The following is a 23,102-nucleotide window of genomic DNA, read 5'->3' on the forward strand; positions in this document are numbered from 1 at the left end:
AACCAATCTCCTTATTTTTCAAAACCGCGGAATTCCAACGATTTCCAATTACAACCAATGCCGATCAAACCCCCGAACACACGCAGACCGTGCCCCGTATCCTCAAAATCGCGATTTTCCACGATACGGGGCACGCCTGCATCTGCCGCACCTGCACTTGCCACGCCTGTACCACCGGGCAAGGCGCCGGCTATGGTGGTCTCCATGACGATTACGGTATCAACAGACGGATCCGCACTGGGCAATCCCAATGCTGAGCCGTTAAGCAGACAGTCCGGTGGACTGTCTGTAGGCGAAGTGAGCGGGCGCAATACAAGCGCCCGCGAGGGGGCCATTGGGATTGCCCGAAAGGCAGGAACGAATTGACGATTACGGTATCAACAGACGGTTCAGCACTGGGCAATCCCAATGGCCCTATGGGCTGGGCGTGGGCGGATCACGAGCCGCACGCAGGCGGCAAGCCTGGGCATGTGCATGAGGGCGATTGCGATGCGGGCGGCGCTACGAACGGTACGAATCAGATTGGCGAATTGTGCGCAGTACTGGAAGCTCTGCGCGCGCATCCTGGTTCAGAACCGCTGATTATCGAAACTGATTCGCAGTATGCGATCAACTGCTCCACCAAGTGGGTGCACGGTTGGAAAAAGAACGGATGGAAGAACTCGCAGAAAAAGCCGGTAAAGAATGCTGCACTGATTAAGGCGATTGATGCTGAATTGGCGCATCGTGCTGGCTCAGTGAAATTCGTGTGGGTGAAGGGCCATGCGGGCAATGCAGGCAACGAGAAGGTCGATGAGCTCGCACGTACCTATGCCGGCGACTGCCGCTCTGGTGTGGAGGATGGTTACCTGCCGCTTGAGGGATGGCAATCATTGCAAGCATCTGAGTATGCGCATGGATTGACAGTGCCTGCGGATGCGCAATCGTTGCTCGATGGCGCTATTTCGAATGAGGAATATCATTTGGGCCGCGGCAAGCAATCGGAGTCATCGTCCGCGCCCGCTCATCATGATGATCACGGTACTTCTGTAGAAGCTGCCGCTTCGCCAGCAGCTAACAGTCGCAAGCCGTCGCTGGTTGATTTACTAACTGAGCCGGAGGGTGTGCCAGAACTCAACGCAGATGGTCCAGCACGCGAATCTGCCGATACTGCAGATGCTGCAGATATCACAGATACCGCGGATGCTGCTACCGCCGAGTCCCCAGCAGTTTCAAAGTCACCAGCACCAGAAGCACCAGCACCAGAAGTACCAGAACCAGAACCATCGCTAGAACCAGCACCCACTGCGCCCGCCAACACTGCGAATGCTGCGCAACCGCTCAAGCCGACCGTATTGCGCGCATCTGGCACGTTGCGCTTCACTCCCCCACCAGCGTCCAGCCCAACGTTTGACGGCCGTCCGCGCTTAGTACACGGCATGATCGAGGTCGAAGGCTATGTGAATGGCGATGGCACCATCACCATCAATGATGCACAGTTCTACATGCGCTAACGACACGCACCCCGTGAACCGGACGCGAAGTAACACAAGGCAACAAATCCGATAGTATAGGTAGCGGACTCGAACCGAAGGTTTGAGGTGACTTCCCCGCTAAGGAGCATTGGAGCATTATGGACAAGGCACAGCAGGATGCACTGAAGAAGGCAGCTGGTATTGAAGCCGCTAAGCTGATCGAAAACGGCATGATCGCCGGCCTGGGCACTGGTTCGACCGTGCGCTTCCTGGTTGATGAGCTCGGCCGTCGCGTCAAGGAAGAGGGTCTGCAGTTCACTGGCGTGACCACTTCTCGCCGCACGCAGGAGCAGGCTGAAGGCTACGGCATCAAGATTGTTGACATTGACGACGTGGATCACATCGACATCACGATCGATGGCGCAGACGAAGTTGATAAGAACTTCAACGGCATCAAGGGCGGCGGCGCGGCTCTCCTGTGGGAGAAGATTGTGGCCACCAACTCGAACAAGATCGTGTGGATTGTGGATGAGTCCAAGGTTGTGGACACGATCGGCAAGTTCCCGCTGCCGGTTGAGGTGATTCCGTTTGGCGCTGGCCACGTTATCAAGAAGTTCGAAGCGAAGGGCTACAAGCCGACGCTGCGTCTCGACGCTGATGGCAAGCCGGTGCGCACCGATGAGAACAACTATGTGGTTGACCTGCACCTTGAGCGCATTGACCACCCGCAGGAGCTGGCTGAGGATCTCATCACCACCGTTGGCGTGGTGGAGCACGGCCTGTTCTTGAACATGGTTGACAAGGTTATCGTTGGCGACCCGGACGGCCCGCGCGTGCTACTGAACCCCAACAAGTGATCATCAGCACAACGATCGCGCGCATGTTCGCGTGATTATTAACGATGGCTCTGGCTCCCACACGGAACCAGAGCCATCGTCGTATATGTTCACCATTTCGCGCGCTGAACAACAACAAAAGCCCCTCGCGGACCGATGATCCGTCGAGGGGCTTCTTCATGCTCACCACGTGAGCGAAAAGACTACTTGCGCTGGTGGCGAGTCTTACGCAGCAGTTTGCGGTGCTTCTTCTTGCTCATCCGCTTGCGGCGCTTCTTGATGACCGAGCCCATCGTCAGCCTCCCTTACTTGAAAGATTGCAACTTGCCCAATAGTACACGAATTGAGGGACTTTGCACACCGGCGTTCCGTATCACCCGCAAATATCGCCCGCAAAACAGCACTATTACCGCTCACTACAGCGGGAACTGCGGGTAGAAACGTCGTACCGCATCCTTAGCGCCAGTCACTTGGAACACTACAGTATCGTTCTGCCAAACTGCTACGGCTTTTTTCGCATTATCAGCGTCAGTTTTTACCACGTAGCTGCCAGTGGTTTTGCCGGAGACTTTCACGTTGCCACTGCTGATATCTTTGCCGCTTAACGCACCAGTAAGCGCATCATATTGCTTTTTGGCAGCATCAGCATCAGACCACTGCGCAACGATGAGCGTTACATCTTTTGCTTTCGTGCCGGTGGAATACGTTACTGTGTACTCCTCGAGTGGCGACGCACTACTCCACGCTTCAGTGCCCTTCGCTTTTGTGCGCGCGTAATTGAGCACGCTATCGGGCATTGCTTTCAGCAGTTCGGAAGCAGCATCAGGCAGCTTCGTAGCCTGAATCGTTGGCTTCGTAGGTTCCGACGTGGTTTGCTGCGTTGATACTGCATCATCAGTTTTGTTCAACGCCCAACCGGGCCACGCAAACGCGGATGCGAACGCGAGTACTACCACCAGCGCGGCAGCAACGATCACAACGATCAGTTTGCCGTGAGATACAGTGCCATGCGTAGGGGGAACGGATTGATTCTTAGCCATGCTGCTCTTAGCCATGCTGCCGATTGTCTCACGCGCGCATGACTCGCCCGCAAGACTACTGCGATGATCATCTGCAATTATCTGCGCGTGGAGCTCCGATTGTCGCGAAACCCCGATAGCGTCGCAAGTATGGCAAAGTCGTCGACACAGTTCGTATGCTCTGAATGCGGTTGGGATGGTCCTAAGTGGGTTGGTCGGTGCCCGCAATGCGGCCAGTGGGGTACGGTTCAAGAGTTTCATGAAGCGCGCCCGAGCGCCGCTTCACGCACTGCGGCTCCTGGCCGCACATCGCGCACGCAACCTTCCGCGGGGCTGATCAGCGCAGCCACACCGATTACGGAAGTGGACACTGCGTCGGTTGCCCGTCAGCCTACTGGTTTTGGCGAGTTTGACCGCGTGCTAGGTGGCGGTATTGTTCCCGGATCAGTGGTATTAGTCGCGGGCGAACCAGGTATTGGCAAGTCGACACTGCTGCTGGAAACTGCGGGCCATGTGGCTCATGCGCGCCCGGATGCGACTGTATTGTATGTGTCTGGCGAGGAATCCCAATCCCAAGTACGACTGCGTGCTTCGCGCATTAATGCGCTAGCCAGCAATCTGCTCCTCGCATCTACTACAGATCTTGGCACGGTATTGGGGCTGATTGAACGCGAGAAGCCGGCGTTAGCGATTGTTGATTCCGCGCAAACAATCGTCTCGCAAGATGTGGATGGTATTTCGGGCGGTTCTACGCAAGTACGCGAGGTGGCGAGCGCGCTCATTGACACGGCAAAAACGCTGAATGTGCCAGTGCTGCTGGTTGGCCATGTGACGAAGGACGGATCGATTGCCGGCCCTCGCACGTTGGAGCATCTGGTAGACGTCGTGTGCCAGTTTGAAGGCGACCCGGAGACGGCGTTGCGTATGTTGCGCGCGGTGAAGAATCGTTTCGGTCCGACCGATGAGGTGGGCTGCTTTGATATGAGCGGTGAAGGCATTGAAGAAGTCAGCGACCCTTCCGGACTGTTTTTGTCCGGCGCTGATGAGCCGGTTGAGGGTACGTGCGTGACATTTACGCTCGATGGTCATCGTAGTTTGCCGATTGAAGTGCAAGCACTGGTGACGAATTCTGTACTGCCGACGCCGCGGCGCGCAGTGGTGGGCGTGGAGACGAATCGTATCGCTATGCTGACGGCGGTTTTGTACCGTCACGGCAAGGTGAATTTGCTGGCGAATGACTTGTATGTCTCGACGATTGCTGGCGGACTGGCGAAGGAGCCAGCTTGTGATTTGGCGATTGTGGCTGCGTTGGCGAGCGCAGCGAAGGCACGACCGATTGCGCGCACGACGTGTGCGATTGGTGAGATTTCGCTTACTGGGCAGATTCGTCCGGTGCCTCGATTGGAGCATCGTTTGCGCGAAGCGGCACGTTTAGGGTTTACGACGGCAGTAACGCCGGTGATGCGCAAACGCGTGTCGATTCCCGGCTTACATATTGTTGAGGTTGCGCATTTACGTGATGCGCTGGAAGCGCTCATTCGTTAAGCCCCTCAAAAAGCCACTTCATAGCCGCGCAAGCCGCTTATCCAGCACACTGCGCCGGCGTTCAGACAGCAGCAAGGCCCGCGCTGGTTCACTACCAATCGCGGGCCCTACTCTGTCAGCAATACTCTGTCAGCAATCGTGACTGCTGTTACGCGGCAGTAATCGCAAGCGTTTCTTTAACGTTGCGGCCGAGTTCGTCTTTCAGCTCGTCAACGCCTTCGAACTTCACTTGCGGGCGCAGGAATCCAGCGAATTCGACGCGCACGCGGTGCCCATACAAGTCCAGCCAGTCGTTAGTAACAGCGTAGGCTTCAACAACGCGCTCGTGAAGCCCAGTAGTTTCACTGAAAGTTGGCTTCGTGCCAATGGAAATCGCAGCAGGCCAGCGCCATGGCGAGCCATCGGCAATACGCGCCTTATCGTCGGAAGCCACGCGGTTGGCATTGTTGGCATTATCTGACTGCGCGGCGTCGGTCGCAGTAGCATCGGCAGTATCAGCAGGTCCCATATCGACAAGCCAGCCGGCGTACACGCCGTCAACCGGCAGGTAGCCGACGACAGAGCCTTCATCAAGATTCGCGGTTGGGAATCCGATAGTCCGGCCGCGCTCCTCACCGTGTACAACGGTGCCTTCAATAACATGGCGGTGGCCGAGAATCTCATTCGCGGCAACAACACGACCTTGGCTGAGCAGCCAACGCACGTTCGTAGAACTCCACACGCGATGCAGCTGCGCCTGATGCTTTTTGCTCCATGCGCGCAACTCAGCTTTATTCAGCCCTGCGAGCGGGTCAGCTGGCTCACCCCACTCGGCGGGCATCTGCGGCTTGGCATTCGCGGGAATGCGCACATGGCCAGGGCCACGATCGTCAACAATATCAAGCTCGAATACGCCGGTGGCTGCGGAAAGCGTAGCAATCGCTTTCACATCGCCGGCACGATCTTTACCCATTGCAGCATCTTGGCCGAGCACGAGCGTACGCATACCAAGTTTGCCGACCATCTGGCCAAGGAAGAAGCGGTACGATTTCGCGGCAAATGCGAGCGTGTAATGCACAACAATCACTTGGTCGACGCCCAGTTCGCGCATGATACGCAAACGTTCATCAACACCAGTTAACGCTTGCACATCGCGCACATCGTCTGCTGGATCCATGCCATCATGTGCGGCCGCATACGCGTGCACCAGGCCTGGGCGCGGGTCGAACAACACCACGATGGATAGTGCGCCGAACTTCTTGGCAAGTTCGACCGTGCGGCCGATCACTGCCTGATGGCCGCGGTGCATGCCGTCAAATACGCCGACGGTAACCACGGATTTGCGATCCAAGCTCGGCGTAGGCCAGCTGACCAAGCCAGCTGAGTCAGGAGTAAGTCGGGTGATGTTCATGCTGTTCCTTTGCGAACTGTGTACAGTAGCTCTTCAATATGCGCATTCACTCTAGCAGTTTCAAGACTGGTACGGTATGGGTGGATGCCATCGAAGAGGCAATACGCGAAAAAATGTGCAGGGCTTATGCGGGGAAAACGACGATTGGCTTAGCTTCACCGCGTTTAGCACGATCCACGATGGCGGCCACATCACCATCACACTCATCCTGCCCGGGTACATAGGCTGCAGTCGCTTCGCGCACATCGTACGCAATACGCCGGCCGAAACGTAAGTTTGCAGCATCTTCAGCACTAATAGCAATGGTTGGCATTGCTTCACGCACTGATTGCACCATCGTGAGTGCGTGAGCGCGCAACTCGTCACCAGTGAGATCTAGCACTGCGCGATTGCGTGTAACGGTCTCGCCAGCGCGGTTGGTAAACGTGCGCGATTCGGCATGCGCAGTAACTACGTTCGCTGCGGTGACGTCGAAGCGGCCCACGCGCGTGCGGCGCAAACGCGTCAAATACGCACCGCTGCCGAGCAGAGCGCCTAAATCGCGGCCAAGCGCGCGAATATATGTGCCCGCTGAACAGGAGACGCGCACATCGAGATCGATAACTGGCCGAAGGTCGCTCTGCGCTTGTGCACAGTCGATCAGCGGCCCATTGGTGCGCTGCCGGTCAGTGTACCCGACGCGCATATCCAACACCGTGAACTCGTGGATTGTTACCGGCCGCGCGGTGAGCTCAACATCCTTGCCTTCGCGCGCAAGATCATAGGCGCGCTGGCCGTTGATCTTGATCGCAGAAAACGCGTTCGGTACCTGCTGAATATGCCCAGTTAAATGATCCGCAATCGTGTGTTCGATGAGTTCGCGCGAAAGAGCGGTAATCGGCGTTGCCTCGTCGCCAAGCTCAAGCAGCTCGCCATCAGCATCATCAGTAGTGGTGGCAGCACCAAGCCGAATCGTCGCCTCATAGGTTTTGTCATGATCGACGATGTAGTTCAATAAGCGAGTGGCGTTGCCAAAACCGATTACCAGTACACCGGTGGCCATGGGGTCAAGCGTGCCCGCATGACCAACTTTTTTGGTATGCAATGCGCCGCGAGCAGCCGCCACTACATCATGACTGGTTACGCCTTGCGGCTTATCCACGATCAACAGTCCGGAGGTGGGGCCGACTGGCTCCTCCCCCGGTACTGCGGTGTGCGTTCGTGCAGTGATATTCACGAGCGAGGTCACTCCTGTGCGCCGGTATTAGCAGCGTCAGTATCAGCAGCAGCGTCACCGTCGATTGCGGCGTCGGCTTGCGCTTCAGCCTCATCATCCAAGGTTTCTACGCCAATGCCATTGTCTTCAAACTCGTCAACGGTGAAATCGTCAGCGTCTTCGAAGTCATCGTCATCGTCAAAATCGTCATCGTCCTCGAAGTCATCGCGCTCTTCGGGGTGCTTGTACGGGTCCGCGTCGCCCGCATACTGTGCGGTTTCGCGCGCACGTGCCAGCTCTTCATCACGCTTGCGAGCCACGGCGAGAATATCTTCGATTTCGGTAGCCTCGCCCGGCACTTCATCGAAAATAAACTGCAGCTGCGGCGTCAAACGCAAGCCAGCCTTCGAGCCGACTAGTGAACGCAGACGACCCTTAGCCTGGTCGAGTGCCTGCTTCGCGCGCTTACGCTCGCCTTCCTCTTTGCCAGAGTGACCAAGCTGCGTCCAGTAAATCTTTGCGATTTGCAGATCGTTGGTAACGCGCACTTCAGTGATGGTCACGTTAGCAAGGCGCTTATCATGCAACTGCGCTTCCATCGACGAGGCGATAACGCGCTGGATGAGCGCGGCAATACGGGCCGCGCGCGGGTTGGTTCCTGCCATAGGAAGTCCTTTCATACTGTTTTGGCCCCTTCGACTGAAAGGGGGCTGTCGGAAAACGTGACAGCCCCCTTAAGCCGAGGGGGCCAAGTTACATTTAACGTAAGGCGGCAAGATTACTTGCGCTCAACCTCACGCATTTCGAAGGTTTCGATGATGTCGCCTTCCTGGATGTCGTTGAAGGAGCCGAGGTTGATACCAGCCTCGTAGCCTTCCGCCACCGAGTTGACATCGTCCTTGAAACGACGCAGCGAGGAGATCTCGAGATCGTTGACCGTGGCAACGCCGTTGCGCAGAATGCGGCACTTCGTACCACGCTTGACCTCGCCGTCCTGAACCATAACGCCGGCGATGTTGCCGAACTTGGAGGAGCGGAAGATCTCGCGGATCTCGGAGTGAGAGGTGACAACCTCTTCATACTCCGGCTTGAGCATGCCCTTCAGCGCGGCCTCAATATCTTCGATCGCCTTGTAGATGATCGAGTAGTACTTGATTTCCACGCCTTCGCGATCGGCCAGATCCTGCACCTGACGGTTCGGGCGCACGTTGAAGCCGATGATCACAGCCTTATCAACCGTTGCGAGGTTGACATCGTTCTGCGTAATCGCACCAACGCCGCGGTGAATGACCTGGATACCGACCTCGTCGGACACCTCGATCTTCATCAAGGAATCCTCAAGCGCTTCGACAGAACCAGAGGAATCGCCCTTGATAACGATGTTGAGCATATCCACTTCGGACTTGGCAAACTGCTCCTTGAGGGACTCGAGGGAGACAACCTTGCGGCGCTTAGCCAGCTGGGCTGCACGCTCAGTCGCCTGACGCTTCTCAGCAATCTGACGAGCAGTACGGTCATCCGGAGCCACCAGGAACAAGTCACCTGCAGTCGGCACAGAGGTCAAGCCCAGTACCTGCACTGGCGTAGACGGCGTGGCTTCCTTCATGTGGTTGCCATTCTCGTCGAGCATTGCACGCACGCGGCCGTACGAAGTGCCAGCCACGATTGCGTCGCCAACGTGCAGCGTACCCTGCTGAACCAGCACGGTTGCCACAGCACCACGACCCTTATCGAGTCGCGCTTCGATGGTGGCACCACGAGCGTCCATATCCGGGTTCGCGCGCAGGTCAAGCTCAGCGTCGGCCGTCAGCAGTACTGCTTCGAGCAGCTTGTCAACGTTGGTGCCCTGCTTCGCGGAGATGTCCACGAACATGGTGTCGCCGCCGTACTCCTCCGGCACGAGACCGAATTCGGTGAGCTGACCGCGCACCTTGTCCGGGTTTGCGCCCGGCTTATCGATCTTGTTGACTGCCACGACGATCGGCACGTGAGCAGCCTGCGCGTGGTTGATAGCTTCCACGGTCTGCGGCATCACGCCATCATCTGCAGCCACCACGATGATCGCCAAATCGGTGATCTCAGCACCACGGGCACGCATAGCGGTGAACGCCTCGTGACCAGGGGTATCAAGGAACGTGATCTTGCGCTTCTCGCCATCCAAGTCAACAGTCACCTGGTAAGCACCGATGCGCTGGGTAATACCACCAGCCTCACGCGCCACAACATTGGTCTGACGGATGCGGTCAAGCAGCTTAGTCTTACCATGATCGACGTGGCCCATGACGGTAACCACCGGCGGACGCGGCTTCAAATCCTCGTCCTCCTGCAGTTCTTCACTGTCAAGATCGATGTCGAACTGCTGCAGCAGCTCCTTGTCTTCCTCTTCAGCGGAGACGATCTGGATGTTCCAGCCGATTTCCTCACCAAGAATCTGGAAGGTGGACTCGTCAAGCGACTGGGTAGCCGTAGCCATTTCGCCAAGGTGGAAGAGCACAGTCACCAGCGATGCCGGGTTGACGTTAATCTTCTCAGCCAAATCCGCCAAGGAAGCGCCCTGACGCAGGCGAACAGTCTGACCATTGCCAGTCGGGATGCGCACACCGCCGATGACAGGTGCTTTCATCTCCTCAAATTCTTGACGCTTTGCGAGACGGTTCTTACGTGCCTTCGAGGACTTACCGCCCTGACGGCCGAATGCGCCTGCAGCGCCACCGCGACCGCGGCCGCCGCCACGCGACGGACCGTTGCTCGGCGCAGAATTGTAACCGCCGCCCTGCTGGCTGGCGCCACCACCGAAGCGGCTACCACCCGGACGACCAGTGCTACCAGCGCCCTGACCCGGACGGCTGTGGCCCCACTGACCCGGCTTAGCGCCCTGAGCGCCCTGACCCGGACGCGGACGGAAGCCGCCACGACCAGCGCCACCGCCCTGACCCGGACGCGGGCCACGGCCGCGGCCGCCACCTTCGCCGCCGCCTACGGTCGGGCGAGCCATCGGGTGCGGACGCGGAATGTCACCCGGCGTTGGGGTGTGCATGCCCTGCTTGCGGCTGAACGGATTGTTACCCGGACGCGGGCCCGGAGTATGCGGGCGAGCGCCGTTAGCGTTGTTGCCACCCTGCTGACCCTGACGTTCCGGACGACCGTTGCCGTTGTGCGGCGCATGGTTATCCGCATTCGGACGACCGTTGCCGTTACGACGCTGCTGGTGCGGGCGCGGACCGGGAGCTGCCGGGCGAGCCGGGCGTGGAATATCGCTGTTAAACTGCTGCGGGCGAGCCTGCTGGCCAGGCTTTGCTTCCGTGGCATGCTGTTGCGCTGCGGGCGCCTTCGGGGCGGGGCGGGGCGCAGGGGTTTCTTGATGTGCAGAGGTCTGATGTGCAGATGCGCCCGGGCGCGGGGCTGCGGGGCGCGGGCCCGGTACTGCGGGCTTAGCTGCCACGGGTGCCTTCGGGGCAGCCGGGGCTGGTGCGGGGGCAGGCTTTGCTGCACCCTTGGTGTCGTTCTGGAATGCCGACTTCAGTTTGCGCACTACTGGCGCTTCAACTGTCGAGGAGGCGGACTTTACAAATTCTCCCATGTCCTTGAGCTTGTCAAGAACAGTCTTGCTGTCAACGCCAAAATCCTTGGCTAGTTCATACACGCGTTTTTTCGCCACATTACTCCTATTCCGGACCGCGCGTATGTCTGCGCGGTCAGTGTCCGATGACGGATTCTTCCCGTTTCATCGTGCAACCATGATCGTGTTACCTCGTCTCTATCCGTGACATGGAGGCATAGTGCACCCACGCTCGGTTTGCCGTGTCCAGCATACTCGAGGCATTGGATGATAAATTCCGGGCGTGCCGCGCATAAAATAACGGGGCTGAACCAGTGGAAAATGGTTCAACCCCGTCTCTGAAAACTGTTGATATACAGTCGTGATTACTGCTTGTTACTCGCCGGCTTGCGCAACCTTCTTGGCGTGCGCTTCAGCGGATTCAATGCCGATCTTCCAGCCGGTCAACTTGGCAGCCAGACGCGCGTTCTGGCCTTCCTTGCCGATAGCCAGCGACAGCTGATCATCGTGAATGAACGCGATAGCAGTCTTGTTCTTCTCGCTAATCACCTGCACACCCGTAGCAATCGCCGGAGAAAGCGCTGCCGCAACGAACTTTGCCGGGTCAGCAGACCAGTCAACGATATCGATCTTCTCCGGTCCAAGGTTCTCCATCACCGCACGCACGCGAGCGCCACCAGGGCCAATCAGAGCACCCTTCGGGTTCACGCCCTCAGTGTTCGCACGCACTGCGATCTTCGTACGAGCGCCAGCTTCGCGAGCAATTGCCATAATCGACACTGCTCCAGAAACCAGTTCTGGCACTTCGCGCTCAAACAAGCGGCGAACCAGCTCAGGGTGCGAACGGGACACCACGATTTCCGGCCCCTTAAGACCGCGAGCAACGTTCACCACGTACACGCGCAGGCGCTCACCGTGGCGGTAACGCTCGCCAGGCACCTGCTCGCGACGAGGCAGAATAGCTTCCACATCGCCGATAGCCACGTGCACGTTGGCCGGATCGCTCGCATCTTGCTGCACAATACCGGTGATGAGCTTGCCCTTCTGGCCGGAGAATGCGCCGAAGATCTTGTCATCTTCAGCCTTGCGGAACACCTGCGTGATCACCTGGCGCGCAGTCGCTGCAGCCAAACGGCCGAAGTTGCGTGGAGTGTCATCGTATTCTTCACCAAGCGTTGGAGCTGGGTGTGGATTGTCTTCAGTGGGTTCGCCTGGGATTTCATCGCGTGCCCAAACAGTGAATGTGCCGGCACGGGAGTCGAGTTCAACGCGAGCGTGCTTGGCTGCGTGAGGCGTTTTGAGATATGCAAGACGCAGCGCTTCAGCCAGCGCAGCATCCAACTGTCCGAGATCGATTCCTTGCTCTACGGCAAGCTGATGCATTCCTGCCAGGTCCAGTTCCATACTCCAAGACCTCCTATGAAGTTATAGCCGCGGTGGCGCGTAAATATGGTCACAGTCGTCTATTAGTGTAGATGTTCATGCAGACACGTTATTGGTTCGACCGCGGCACCGCCCAGGAGCACGCATCCGGTTCCGGCCAGTACACGAGCTCCTCCCCTACCCGCCACGCTACATGGCATAAAGCATTGCAAACCGTAGCGTTCACGGGGGCATTATGCCTGATGTTGTCGGCTTGTTCAGCGCCGCGCATTGATGGTCGCGCAGAGTCTGAACAGCAGCCTAGCGCGTGCGAAACAGCTTATTATGCGGCTGAATCGAACACGTCTGTGATGGCGACCGATTCTGGAGCACCTATGCTGATGCGCTTTTTCGCAGCACAATCAGCCACACAACAGTGGGTTGATGTGGCTGGATACTGTGCACACCGTTTCGCTGAAGGGACGCTCCGCAGCGCACAGGCTGAATATACAGCGTCGATATTGGGCAACAAACTTGATATAACGCCAGCTTCTCGTGCCTCTTCTTTGGAAGGTATAACAGCTCTTCATGCGGATGCAGATGCGCTCGGCGGTATGGCGGTAGCTGAAGATCGCGCTGGATTTGTTATCGAAGTGCTCGCCGCGCGCAAAGTTGATGGCGCGAGTTTAGCGCTCTCTGATGATCATAAAACCGCTGGGCAATTGTTATTTTCGCTATCCAAAGCGAGTAAAGACCCGCGCAGCAAGGTGTATGACGTGCGTGGCATACTGGCGCACCCTGATACGATGACCGATTCGGCGACTGGTCTTTCCGCTCGCACCGTGGCAGTAGCTGAGATTACCTGCGCGCGTGAAGAGTTGAGCGCTATGACTGCGGAAACGTCCGAGAATACTGCCGATTCGGATGCTGCTGATCGTACGCACACGGATTCTGTAGATACTGCAGCAAGCTCTGCTGATACGTCTGCATCTTCGACTGATACTTCGCTTGGTGCGACTACAGCCGCAGCCAATACGCAGCGATCGAAAACACTGCGCACACTATCCGATCTTGTCGCCTCGCGTATCAGCCTCGCATTTACTTACGGCTACCCCGCTTTCGATCACGCCTTGTTCTCATAGTGATCGCTTACGGTAGAACACCGTATCAGCAGAAATTGTCGGCCCGTCAGTAGTCCCCACCACCAGATAATCGCGGTTCGCATCAGGCAGATTCGCGGAATCAACCGGGATTGAGTAATACTGCTGGCTGAAAAAGTCCAGCCCAGTGCCAGCCATCAGGTAGTACACCTGGAACTGCTCAGTCTCGCAGCCTGCAGAACCTTGGCAGCCCGCAATCATGCTGATAGGCGTCTTCACGTCGGGCATATCCTGCGCAGACTGGTAAGCAAAGCCGAGTTCCGACTTCGAATCGCCATCTGGCAGCGGGCTGGAATCGCCCTTCACCAGCGATAGCGAGCCCGGGTTCTCACTGGTTGGGTCGTAGCCCGGATTGGCTTCAAGTTTGATGCACGTGCCATCATTGCGGCAGTACGTTCCAGCTAGCTTGGTCATATCCACGCCTTGAACCTCAGAACGCCACAAACTAGCGAAATCATCGTAGGACGGCTGCGAAGCGCTGGAACTTGAGCTCTGATCTTGCGTATCCGTTGAGTCGCTGCTCTCTGACTTGGAAGCCTCAGACTGCTGCGGCGTTTCGGTAGGCTGAGGCGTTGACGTCATCTGTGACGACGTTGACTGCGATGATGCGGTGACGTCGCTCGCTGGAGCGTGAGATGCATGAATGTGCGCAATACCGCCAATCAGCATGACGGCGAGCACGCACGCCATAATAATCACCGCGACTCGGCTTTTTGGATCCAGTTTTTTCATACCGTTCGCAGCCTGCCGTCCGGCAGCTTTCACCACGGGCGTGACATGGCCAACGACATCGTTAACCACAGGAGCTACGCGGCCGACTACTTCATTGACCGCACCGGAAACACTCGTACCGTTCTGATTATTATTTGCAGTTGGCGCATTCGGGCCTTGAGCGTTCGCGTTATTGGCATTGTTATACATAGCGGCCTGCGCGGCGAGTGGGTCGCCTGCACGTTCAATAATCGGCGGATTGCCGCTAGGCTGCGCATTCGGCTGCGCGCTCGGCTGTCCATTTGTTGGCACACTTGGCTGCGCATTCGGCTGTCCATTTGTTGGCGCGCCCGCAGGTGCATTTGCAGACGTCCCCGGCTGTGCATTCTGTGCTACTGGCTTTCCACAGTTCGCGCAGAAAGCGGCTTCTGCTGGCAGTTTATTTCCGCAATACTGGCAATATCGTTCGTCCATTCCAGCTCCTTCTCACTCACCCTTTATCTTGCCGCAAACACTACCCATTCCCACCCCGCACCGCAGCTCACAGCACCGCTACATAACCCTTGCATGACGGGCTGAAACGAAAAAAGGTTCCGAGCGAACCACTCGGAACCTTAGGGGCGGATAAGGCGAGATTCGAACTCGCGGAGGGGTTAACCTCACACGCTTTCGAGGCGTGCTCCTTAGACCGCTCGGACACTTATCCATATGCTGCAAAAACGCAACTTGTTTATTATAAGGCGACCCGGCGATTTTGCAAATCGGCGGGTCGCCACAATACTACAGTTGCTGCTCGTGTACCGAGGCATTCACCCACTGTGACTGCTTGACGTCATAGCCGGAGAAAATACCAATGTCGAGCATGCAGTCGCGGTAATCACGCCCATGCGCGATCGTGATGTAATTGTCGTCAACCATGCGATTATGCGTTGGGTCTAGGCCAATCCAGCGACCATCATGGTAGATTTCCACCCACGCGTGCGTCGCACCTTCACCGCCCAGCAGGCCCGCGATATAGCGCGCAGTCAATCCCACATGGCGGCACACTGACAGCATCACATGTGCGTAATCCTGGCATACGCCCTTGCGCTGTGCGAGCGCTTCCTCCGCAGTTGTACGAATCGTCGTAGAAGCTGGCGTGTAGACGAATGCATGAAACACTTCATCCATCACTTCGCGCGCACGGTCAATCGGTGTCGCGTCAGAAGGCAGCTTGCCAAGGCGAGCGCGGCACGTTTCGATCATCGCTTCAATGCACGGTCCAGGAATCGTCAGCGCGGAATTGAAGCGGTACAGCGGCTTGTAGATCTCGGACTTAATGTGCTCGTTGTCTACGAACGCAATGCCTTTCACCGTGTAATTGAACACCGTGTGAGGCTCGGGAATAAAACCAGTCATCACCACGGAGTCGAACGAGTCGATCGTCGTCTCTAATTCGACTTCCGGCTCAATCGAAACCTCCACGTCCACAACCTGCTGGCGCGGACCGGTAGCCGGCACGCAACGCAACTGGAATCGGTGATCGGTGACTGGCGAGCTGAACGACAGCTTCATCTCGTAGTCGAACACCAGTTTTTTCATGAACGAGACTCCTCAACGTGGGACACATCACACTGCTCTTTTGTCCACTGTACCGCAAGCGAGCGTCACGGCCTTTTGGCGTCCATGTTCATTGAACTCAACGAGCCGGTATCTTTCACATCGCCAGTGATCGCGCGAGCGTTAAAGTCTTTCAGGAAGACTTGCAAACGCTGCGTTAGCTGCGGGTAGCCGCGGTCTGGCAGCTGGCCGAGCAGCCAACTAATACCAGAAACAAAGCATTGCGGCAATGGCATGCCATCAAGCGCATGCGAATACGTTTCCAGCTTGGCGAGCGGGCCGTCAAGCTCATCTTCAGGCAGGCGGAAGCGCGTATACAAGTCAATTCGCTCAATGTACTTGCCGATGAACACAAACGCTTTCAACGTCACATCAACCGTCGAGTTTTCGATACCGCCCCAGAATGCGAGCATATTATCCGCGATATCGCGCTGGTTATAAATATCTTCTGCGGCAGCAGAATGTTCAGCAGCGTCAGTGATATTGGTGACGGCGAGCTCCACGTATTGCAGCAAGCGAGACGTGAGCTCAGGGCGCAGTACGACCGCGTTGTTGAACGCGTAGGTAATAGCACTGCGCACCGAATCAGGGTTCGTATTGTCGTATAGGAACGCGTGAATAAACTCGTCGAAGTTCTCAAAATCTTCCGGCAAGTCGAGTGCGCGAGCAAACGGACGGAATGCGTCCACATCCGTGTCCATTACGCGATCATAGAACGGGAAGAACTGGACTAGCGTGGTGAATGCGCGCTCAGTGTAACGACCCAGCCAGTACAGGTTATCTGCCTTCGAGGCAGTGACCAGCGACAGCGTGTGCTTGCGCGAATGCGGAATCAAGCTCACCGAGGCGACCGACTCACTGCGCTGCTGCGTGCGGTCGTGCGATTCAGTGCCACGCTCGGGAGCCAGCACCCACGTGTCCTTGAATCCACCGCCCTGCGACGAGTTGACGATCATCTGGCCCGGCACCGACGAGTAACGAGTAAGACCGGAATACCAGACGTGCGTGTTCTGGCCAGTGATCACAAACGCGCGCAAATCAGCCTTGCGCGGGCTTGATTCGCCAGTTTGCGGGTCGATTACGTCGATATCGCGGAATTGAATGACTTCCTGCGCGATAAACCGGCGAGGCTCAGCTTTAATACGATCAGCGAGTTCCTCACGCGCCGCGTGGTCAAGCGAGGAACCAAACACAACACCGTAGCCGCCAGCTTCCGCCACATCTTTAATCACCAGTTCGCCAATACGGTCGAGCACAGTCTTACGATCGGCTTCAAACATTGGCATGTAGGTGGGTGCATTGTGCAGAATCGGCTCTTCGCCCAGATAATACTTGATCATCTGCGGCACAAAGTAGTAGATCGCCTTATCATCCGCAGCACCATTGCCAGGCGCGTTAATAATCGCAACATTGCCGGAACGATACGCGGACAGCAATCCTGGCACGCCAATAACTGAATCCGGGTTGAACGCGAACGGGTCCAAATACTCGTCGGACAAGCGGCGGTACACTGCGCCCACGCGATGACGATTGCCAGCGTAATCAAGAAAGAACAGCTTATTATCGACTACTTCAAGATCTTCTGGGAACGCTAGCGCGGCTCCAGTTTTCTCAGCCAAATACGCGTGCTCAAAGAACGCAGAATTGTATCGACCTGGCGTTAACACTACCGCAATGCCCTCGGTGGATACAAAATCCATTGCTTTGCGCAACAGTCGCGGATAATCGCGGTTATCGCGCACGTGTACTTCGCGGAACAGTTTCGGATTCGTACGGCGCTCAATATCGCGAGCAAACAGCGGGTAGCTTGCGCCAGAAGGAATGCGCAGATTATCTTCAAGCACCCACCAGCGTCCGTCTTCGCCCTGTACCAAGTCTTCGCCAGCAATATGCGCGAAAATACCGCCGGGAGGAGTCACCCCGTTCACTTGCGGGAAGTAGCCAGCTGACGTGTACACGTATTCTTCCGGCACGACGCCGTCGTGAATGATTTTCTTTTCGGAGTAAATATCTTTCAGATACGCGTTGAGCGCGTTCACGCGTTGTTTTAAACCAGCTTCGAGCTGATCGAATTCATCAGATTCGATAATGCGCGGAATCGGATCGTACGGGAACAGACGGTCATGGTATTCGCCGTTCTTGTAGACGCCAAACCGCACACCATTACGGCTCAGTTCGCGGTTGATCGCCTCGCGACGGTTAACGAGTTCGCTCGCTAGATTAATCGCCGATGCAGCCATGTCTCGCACTCCTTCTCCATCCACCCAGTGGTAGCGGCGGCGGGCCGAGCGCACGTGCACAAGCGCACGCTTGCGCACCGGCAACCGCCGTGAATAACGCTCACGGTAAACCAGCACGGTTACCGGATGGGGGCCACTGTGTTACGGGAGTGCTACAGCGTGCGCTTGGCGCGGATTGCCTCAGCGCGTGCAGCAAGCTGATCGTCAGCAGGGTACGCAATATGTTCGAGCGTGAGTCCTTGCGGCGCAATAGGCCCAGTTGAACCTTCACGCAAGGGGGTAGCCATTTTGCCGGCAAACCAGTCGAGTGAGCGTTTGCCACATCCAACTTGTACGCAGCCGCCAACTAGCGAGCGAACCATATTGCGTGCGAACGCGTCGGCCACAATAGTGAAACACAACAAGCCAGATTCAACAGACGGCGTACGATACCGCTCCCCCATGGTGTCGCCATCGGCTACGAGCGGGCGGACAGGTATGCGCCGCCAATACGCGGTTTTGACTTCACGGATGGTGGTGCCGCCTGGATTTGGGGTTGCGAACGAGCCAAAATCGTGCAAACCGATCGTCATTGCAGCAGCAGCGTTCATTGCGGCAATATCGAGATCATCATCAATATGCAATACAAAACCGCGCAATCGCGGATCGATTTCGCTGCCGCGATCAGCAATGCGATACACGTACGTGCGTTCTAATGCAGAAAATCGCGCGTCAAAACCGCATGGCGCTGGAGCAATGGAATGAATGCGAATATCATCGGGCAGAATGCGCTGCAGTCGGCGAGTAAGCGCGACTGTCGGCGGCACATCCATATGCCCAACAGCGCGGGCAAGCACATGGTCAGAAATATCAACATGGCACACTTGGTGGCTCGCATGCACACCAGTATCAGTGCGCCCGGCAACTGTGAGTCGTAGTGGTTCTGCCTGTGCTTCTGGTGAATCATCCGCAGGAACGCGCAGAATGCGATGCATTGCGACCTCGATCTCCCCCTGCACAGTACGCAGTGTGGGCTGCTTTGCCCACCCGTAGAAGTCGCCGCCATCATAGGCGAGGTCGATTCGCAATCGCATGCTTTCAGTCATGGGTCACCATGATAGCGAATACGCAAAAGGGCTGAGAACCCAATCGGATTCTCAGCCCTTTATGTCAGTGACACGTTATCGTGTGACTCACTCGGCGTTCTCAGCCGGAGCCTCAGCAGTCTCTGCCGGAGCTTCAGCCGGAGCCTCGGTAGCCTCGGTCACAGGAGCCTCAGTAGCTTCAGCAACCTTGGTGGCAGCCTCAGCTTCCTTCACGACGGCCTGCTTCGGGCTCACCGGCTCGGTGACCAGCTCGATGATCGCAGCCGGGGTGGCATCGCCACGACGCGGAGCAATCTTCACGATACGGGTGTAGCCACCTTCACGCTGTTCCATCTGCTCAGCGATCTGAGTGAACAGAGCGTGGACCACGGACTTGTTGCGGATGACGCGCATCACGCGACGACGGGAGTGCAGATCACCGCGCTTGGCGAAGGTGATCAGGCGCTCAGCCAGCGGACGAAGACGCTTGGCCTTCGGCAGCGTGGTGGTGATGCGGCCGTTCTGGAACAGGCTGGTAGCCATGTTCGCGAGCATGAGACGCTCGTGCGCGGGGCTCGAAGCCAGGCGCGGGCCCTTCTTGGGTGTAGGCATAGTTTCTCCTTAAGATCCGCCGAATTCAGGTGGGCAGCAGCCCGAACATCCGGATTCGGCGGAGCAATGATGAGAAGAGGGAACGTCACTCGTCTTCCGGCGAGAAGAACGTGCCACCTTCCAGATTGTTGGTATCAAAGCCCAGCGGCGAGCTCTTCAGCGACAGACCCAGGGACTGCAGCTTTTCCTTGACCTCGTCGATCGACTTCATGCCGAAATTGCGAATATCCAGCAGATCCTGCTCGGTATGAGCGACCAGCTCGCCGATCGTGTGGATGCCCTCGCGCTTGAGGCAGTTGTAGCTGCGCTGCGTGAGGTTCAGATCCTCGATCGGAACGGCCATCTCCGGGTTGGTCTCCTCCGCAACCGGAGCGGGACCGACCTCAACGCCTTCGGCCTGCACATTGAGCTCACGGCACAGGCCGAACAGCTCAACGAGGGTCGAACCAGCGGAAGCCACCGCATCACGCGGGGAGATGGCGGGCTTGGTCTCCACGTCCAGAATGAGCTTGTCGAAGTCCGTGCGCTGTTCCACACGGGTAGCCTCAACCTTGTAGCTCACCTTGAGCACCGGGGAGTAGATCGAATCAACCGGAATACGGCCGATCTCGTCAGTGTCCTGCTTGTTCAGCTGAGCGGGAACGTAACCGCGGCCACGCTCGACAGTGAACTCAATCTCGAGCTCGCCGTCATCCGCGAGGTTGGCGATGTGCTGATCCGGGTTAGCGATAGTGACGCCAGCCGGAGGGGTGATATCGCCTGCCGTGGCCTCACCCTTACCGCTCTTGCGCAGATACATGACGACCGGCTCGTCGTACTCACTGGTGAGCACGATGCCCTTGATGTTCAGCAGAATCTCAGTGACGTCCTCTTCCACGCCGGGCAGAGTAGTGAACTCGTGCAGGGCGCCAGAGATACGCACGGAGGTCACTGCCGCTCCAGGAATGGAGCTGAGCAGAGTGCGGCGCAGCGAATTGCCGAGCGTATATCCGAAACCGGGCTCAAGCGGCTCGATAACGAAACGGGAACGCTGCGGATTAAGAGATTCCTCGGTAAGTGTCGGACGCTGTGCGATAAGCACTGTGTGTATCCTTTCAGCTTCTGGTCGGTGGTGCACTCACCGTCCATAAGCGGTTTTGGATGGATGATTGCTTGTAGTGCTCAGACGCGACGACGCTTCGGGGGACGAACGCCGTTGTGCGCTTGCGGGGTGACGTCGGTGATGGAACCGACCTCAAGACCGGCGGACTGCAGGGAACGGATAGCGGTTTCACGACCGGAACCCGGGCCCTTGACGAAGACGTCGACCTTCTTCAGACCGTGCTCCATAGCCTTGCGGGCTGCGGACTCGGCTGCCATACCAGCGGCGTACGGAGTGGACTTACGGGAGCCCTTGAACCCGACGTCGCCACCGGACGCCCAGGACACAACTGCGCCGGACGGATCCGTGATGGAGATGATGGTGTTGTTGAACGTTGACTTGATGTGAGCCTGACCCACCGGGATCGACTTGCGGTCGCGGCGACGGACAGGCTTACGAGCGGCTTGCTTTGCAGCTGCCATTGATCCTCGTTTCCTAGTGACGAATTTATTTATCGGTTCAAACGATGGGATGAATCATCCCGTGGCCTGAACTAGCCACCTATTACTTGGTGGCCTTCTTCTTTCCGGCAACCGTGCGCTTCGGGCCCTTGCGGGTGCGGGCGTTGGTCTTGGTGCGCTGACCGCGCACAGGCAGACCCTTACGGTGACGCATGCCCTGGTAGCAGTTGATCTGGATCTTGCGGCGGATATCCGCGTCGACTTCACGACGCAGGTCACCCTCGATCTTGTAGTTAGCTTCGAGGTAATCACGCAGCGTAATCAGCTGCTCATCCGTCAGATCCTTGACGCGGATATCCGGGTTGATACCGGTCGCGGCAAGCGTTTCCTTTGCACGAGTGCGGCCCACACCGAAGATGTAGGTGAGGGCGATCTCAATGCGCTTCTCATTGGGGATGTCGACTCCGGCAAGACGTGCCATTGCGATTCCTTATCTGTACACGCAGGTCGTGCACCGAGTCGTCCGGTTTCCCGGCCCGGGCCTGCGTACCCGGGGTTCAGAGGCAATTCTCGGGAGAATCACCCCTGTGACTCAGCGCCTATTGTTCATTGTGCCGCTGGAATCTGCTCTCAGCCCTGACGCTGCTTGTGGCGCGGGTTGACGCAGATCACCATGACGCGGCCGTGACGACGGATCACGCGGCAGTTCTCGCAGATCCTCTTCACACTAGGGCTGACCTTCATGGTTTTCCTTTACTTGTACCTTTTACTTGTAACGGTACGTAATGCGTCCGCGGTTGAGATCGTACGGGCTCATCTCAAGCACGACACGGTCCTGCGGAAGAATGCGGATGTAATTCTTACGCATTTTTCCCGAGATCGTGGCGAGCACGATGTGCTTGTTCTCAAGTTCAACGCGGAACATCGCGTTAGGCAGCGCTTCCACTACCTGACCTTCGACTTCAATCACACCGTCTTTTGCCATAAGCCTGGTTTCCATCTCCTTGGACGTATTACCTATGCATGTCCGAAGACACACCAAATTGCAAGAATATAGCATAACGGCCTGCGACACGCCGAAGCATGTCGCAGGCCGTTGAGATTTTGCGATCGCTCATTGCTGAGCGATGGATTGCGTGACTATTCAGTAATCGCTGGCATCACTTGTCGAGTGCAGCAACAATGTTTGCCTGGATAGCGTCGATATCACCGACACCATCGATAGCAACGAGTTCGCCGCGCTCCTTGTAGATGTCCAGCAGCGGAGCGGTTTCCTTCGCGTAGGTGGCCAGGCGCTTAGCAATCGCTTCCGGCGTATCGTCAGAACGACCCTGCTCCTGTGCACGCTTAGCAATGCGCTCCATGAGCACATCGTGGTCAGCGTCCAGAGCCACTACCTTGTCGAGCGGGGTGCCCAGCTCGGCGAGCATCTGGTCAAGAGCTTCCACCTGGGAAGCATTACGCGGGTAACCATCGAGAATCCAGCCGTTCTTGGCATCGTCCATTGCCAGACGGTCCTTGACGATCTTGTTCGTCAGCTCATCCGGCACCAGTTCACCCTTGTCGGTGTACTTGAGTGCTTCAAGACCGAGCTCAGTCTTGTTCTTGATGTTGTAACGGAAGATGTCACCGGTGGAAATTGCCGGAATACCGTAGTGCTCGGCGAGCAGCGCGGCCTGAGTGCCCTTGCCGACGCCCTGAGGGCCCATAATCAGCAGTCGCATGTGCTTGTCCTTTCGTCAATACGCATTGTGGCTCCCGCAAGGGAGCCGCAACTTATGGTCATATGGAAACGGCTCCCCTACCGCTACAGG

At 57.2% G+C, this 23,102-nt stretch carries 23 protein-coding genes, 1 tRNA gene and 2 pseudogenes; 4 read left to right on the forward strand and 22 right to left on the reverse strand.

The window, feature by feature from the left end; translation table 11 throughout:
- Window positions 1-11 precede the first annotated feature (11 nt).
- Entirely contained in the window at window positions 12-206 is a 195-nt protein-coding gene (locus D2E25_RS07090) for a hypothetical protein (protein ID WP_125981278.1), read from the reverse strand.
- A 156-nt stretch (window positions 207-362) separates the two neighbouring features.
- Between D2E25_RS07090 and D2E25_RS07095 the strand changes: the two genes are divergently transcribed.
- The gene (locus D2E25_RS07095) at window positions 363-1,493 is read left to right on the forward strand and encodes a ribonuclease H family protein (RefSeq protein WP_125981280.1); all 1,131 of its coding nucleotides are present in this window, start codon (window positions 363-365) and stop codon (window positions 1,491-1,493) included.
- A 119-nt stretch (window positions 1,494-1,612) separates the two neighbouring features.
- Window positions 1,613-2,311 (forward strand): ribose-5-phosphate isomerase RpiA, encoded by a 699-nt coding sequence (gene rpiA, locus D2E25_RS07100; RefSeq protein ID WP_125981283.1) that lies wholly within the window; start codon window positions 1,613-1,615, stop codon window positions 2,309-2,311.
- Window positions 2,312-2,493: 182 nt separating this feature from the next.
- On the opposite strand, the gene D2E25_RS07105 is transcribed toward rpiA, so the two are convergent.
- Window positions 2,494-2,583 (reverse strand): 30S ribosomal protein bS22, encoded by a 90-nt coding sequence (locus D2E25_RS07105; RefSeq protein WP_004268639.1) that lies wholly within the window; start codon window positions 2,581-2,583, stop codon window positions 2,494-2,496.
- A 123-nt stretch (window positions 2,584-2,706) separates the two neighbouring features.
- Window positions 2,707-3,330, reverse strand: a complete 624-nt coding sequence (locus D2E25_RS07110) for a hypothetical protein (protein WP_125981511.1) — start codon at window positions 3,328-3,330, stop codon at window positions 2,707-2,709.
- A gap of 129 nt (window positions 3,331-3,459) precedes the next feature.
- On the opposite strand from D2E25_RS07110, the gene radA reads away from it, so the two are divergent.
- The gene (gene radA / locus D2E25_RS07115; RefSeq protein WP_125981286.1) at window positions 3,460-4,854 is read left to right on the forward strand and encodes a DNA repair protein RadA; all 1,395 of its coding nucleotides are present in this window, start codon (window positions 3,460-3,462) and stop codon (window positions 4,852-4,854) included.
- A 148-nt stretch (window positions 4,855-5,002) separates the two neighbouring features.
- Here the strand turns inward: radA and ribF are convergent, their stop codons facing one another.
- The 6 genes and pseudogenes from ribF to nusA all read right to left on the reverse strand — a co-directional run bounded on the left by ribF (window position 5,003) and on the right by nusA (window position 12,402).
- Complete coding sequence (gene ribF / locus D2E25_RS07120) at window positions 5,003-6,244, reverse strand: bifunctional riboflavin kinase/FMN adenylyltransferase (protein ID WP_125981288.1); 1,242 nt, start codon at window positions 6,242-6,244, stop codon at window positions 5,003-5,005.
- A 124-nt stretch (window positions 6,245-6,368) separates the two neighbouring features.
- Entirely contained in the window at window positions 6,369-7,454 is a 1,086-nt protein-coding gene (gene truB, locus D2E25_RS07125) for a tRNA pseudouridine(55) synthase TruB (RefSeq protein WP_241217097.1), read from the reverse strand.
- Between the two features lie 14 nt (window positions 7,455-7,468).
- Window positions 7,469-8,104 carry a 30S ribosome-binding factor RbfA gene (gene rbfA, locus D2E25_RS07130; RefSeq protein ID WP_125981290.1) on the reverse strand — a complete coding sequence of 212 codons (636 nt, stop codon included), beginning with the start codon at window positions 8,102-8,104 and terminating at the stop codon, window positions 7,469-7,471.
- A gap of 113 nt (window positions 8,105-8,217) precedes the next feature.
- Window positions 8,218-11,019, reverse strand: a complete 2,802-nt coding sequence (gene infB, locus D2E25_RS07135; protein WP_420897339.1) for a translation initiation factor IF-2 — start codon at window positions 11,017-11,019, stop codon at window positions 8,218-8,220.
- Window positions 11,005-11,097, reverse strand: a pseudogene (locus tag D2E25_RS10905) (translation initiation factor IF-2 N-terminal domain-containing protein); the annotation flags it as partial. The gene infB and the pseudogene D2E25_RS10905, both read right to left, overlap by 15 nt.
- Window positions 11,098-11,373: 276 nt before the next feature.
- A complete protein-coding gene (gene nusA, locus D2E25_RS07140; RefSeq protein WP_125981293.1) occupies window positions 11,374-12,402 on the reverse strand; it encodes a transcription termination factor NusA in 1,029 nt (342 codons plus the stop codon).
- Between the two features lie 77 nt (window positions 12,403-12,479).
- Between nusA and D2E25_RS07145 the strand changes: the two genes are divergently transcribed.
- Entirely contained in the window at window positions 12,480-13,502 is a 1,023-nt protein-coding gene (locus D2E25_RS07145) for a hypothetical protein (RefSeq protein WP_241217085.1), read from the forward strand.
- On the opposite strand, the gene D2E25_RS07150 is transcribed toward D2E25_RS07145, so the two are convergent.
- The 13 genes and pseudogenes from D2E25_RS07150 to D2E25_RS07205 form a co-directional block, all read right to left on the reverse strand.
- The gene (locus D2E25_RS07150; protein WP_241217086.1) at window positions 13,497-14,543 is read right to left on the reverse strand and encodes a hypothetical protein; all 1,047 of its coding nucleotides are present in this window, start codon (window positions 14,541-14,543) and stop codon (window positions 13,497-13,499) included. The genes D2E25_RS07145 and D2E25_RS07150 overlap by 6 nt on opposite strands.
- 87 nt (window positions 14,544-14,630) lie before the next feature.
- Window positions 14,631-14,705 (reverse strand): annotated as a pseudogene (locus D2E25_RS10910) (zinc-ribbon domain-containing protein); the annotation flags it as partial.
- A gap of 147 nt (window positions 14,706-14,852) precedes the next feature.
- Window positions 14,853-14,937: transfer RNA gene (locus tag D2E25_RS07155), tRNA-Ser, on the reverse strand.
- 74 nt (window positions 14,938-15,011) lie between these two features.
- On the reverse strand, window positions 15,012-15,812 hold the full coding sequence (locus D2E25_RS07160) for a transglutaminase family protein (protein WP_125981298.1): 801 nt from the start codon (window positions 15,810-15,812) through the stop codon (window positions 15,012-15,014).
- 65 nt (window positions 15,813-15,877) lie between these two features.
- Entirely contained in the window at window positions 15,878-18,070 is a 2,193-nt protein-coding gene (locus D2E25_RS07165) for a circularly permuted type 2 ATP-grasp protein (protein WP_125981300.1), read from the reverse strand.
- Between the two features lie 152 nt (window positions 18,071-18,222).
- Entirely contained in the window at window positions 18,223-19,155 is a 933-nt protein-coding gene (locus D2E25_RS07170) for a tRNA pseudouridine synthase A (protein ID WP_125981303.1), read from the reverse strand.
- A gap of 87 nt (window positions 19,156-19,242) precedes the next feature.
- Window positions 19,243-19,746, reverse strand: coding sequence for a 50S ribosomal protein L17 (rplQ, locus tag D2E25_RS07175; protein ID WP_125981305.1), 504 nt, complete (start codon window positions 19,744-19,746; stop codon window positions 19,243-19,245).
- Between the two features lie 85 nt (window positions 19,747-19,831).
- A complete protein-coding gene (locus tag D2E25_RS07180) occupies window positions 19,832-20,827 on the reverse strand; it encodes a DNA-directed RNA polymerase subunit alpha (protein ID WP_125981307.1) in 996 nt (331 codons plus the stop codon).
- Window positions 20,828-20,907: 80 nt separating this feature from the next.
- Window positions 20,908-21,309, reverse strand: coding sequence for a 30S ribosomal protein S11 (gene rpsK / locus D2E25_RS07185; protein ID WP_033493949.1), 402 nt, complete (start codon window positions 21,307-21,309; stop codon window positions 20,908-20,910).
- 82 nt (window positions 21,310-21,391) lie between these two features.
- A complete protein-coding gene (gene rpsM, locus D2E25_RS07190; protein WP_125981309.1) occupies window positions 21,392-21,769 on the reverse strand; it encodes a 30S ribosomal protein S13 in 378 nt (125 codons plus the stop codon).
- Between the two features lie 149 nt (window positions 21,770-21,918).
- Entirely contained in the window at window positions 21,919-22,032 is a 114-nt protein-coding gene (rpmJ, locus tag D2E25_RS07195) for a 50S ribosomal protein L36 (RefSeq protein ID WP_003808136.1), read from the reverse strand.
- Between the two features lie 22 nt (window positions 22,033-22,054).
- On the reverse strand, window positions 22,055-22,273 hold the full coding sequence (gene infA / locus D2E25_RS07200) for a translation initiation factor IF-1 (protein WP_003808114.1): 219 nt from the start codon (window positions 22,271-22,273) through the stop codon (window positions 22,055-22,057).
- Between the two features lie 175 nt (window positions 22,274-22,448).
- A complete protein-coding gene (locus tag D2E25_RS07205) occupies window positions 22,449-23,012 on the reverse strand; it encodes an adenylate kinase (protein WP_125981312.1) in 564 nt (187 codons plus the stop codon).
- Between the last annotated feature and the right edge of the window lie 90 nt (window positions 23,013-23,102).

The organism is Bifidobacterium goeldii (assembly GCF_003951095.1).
Taxonomy (GTDB): domain Bacteria; phylum Actinomycetota; class Actinomycetes; order Actinomycetales; family Bifidobacteriaceae; genus Bifidobacterium; species Bifidobacterium goeldii.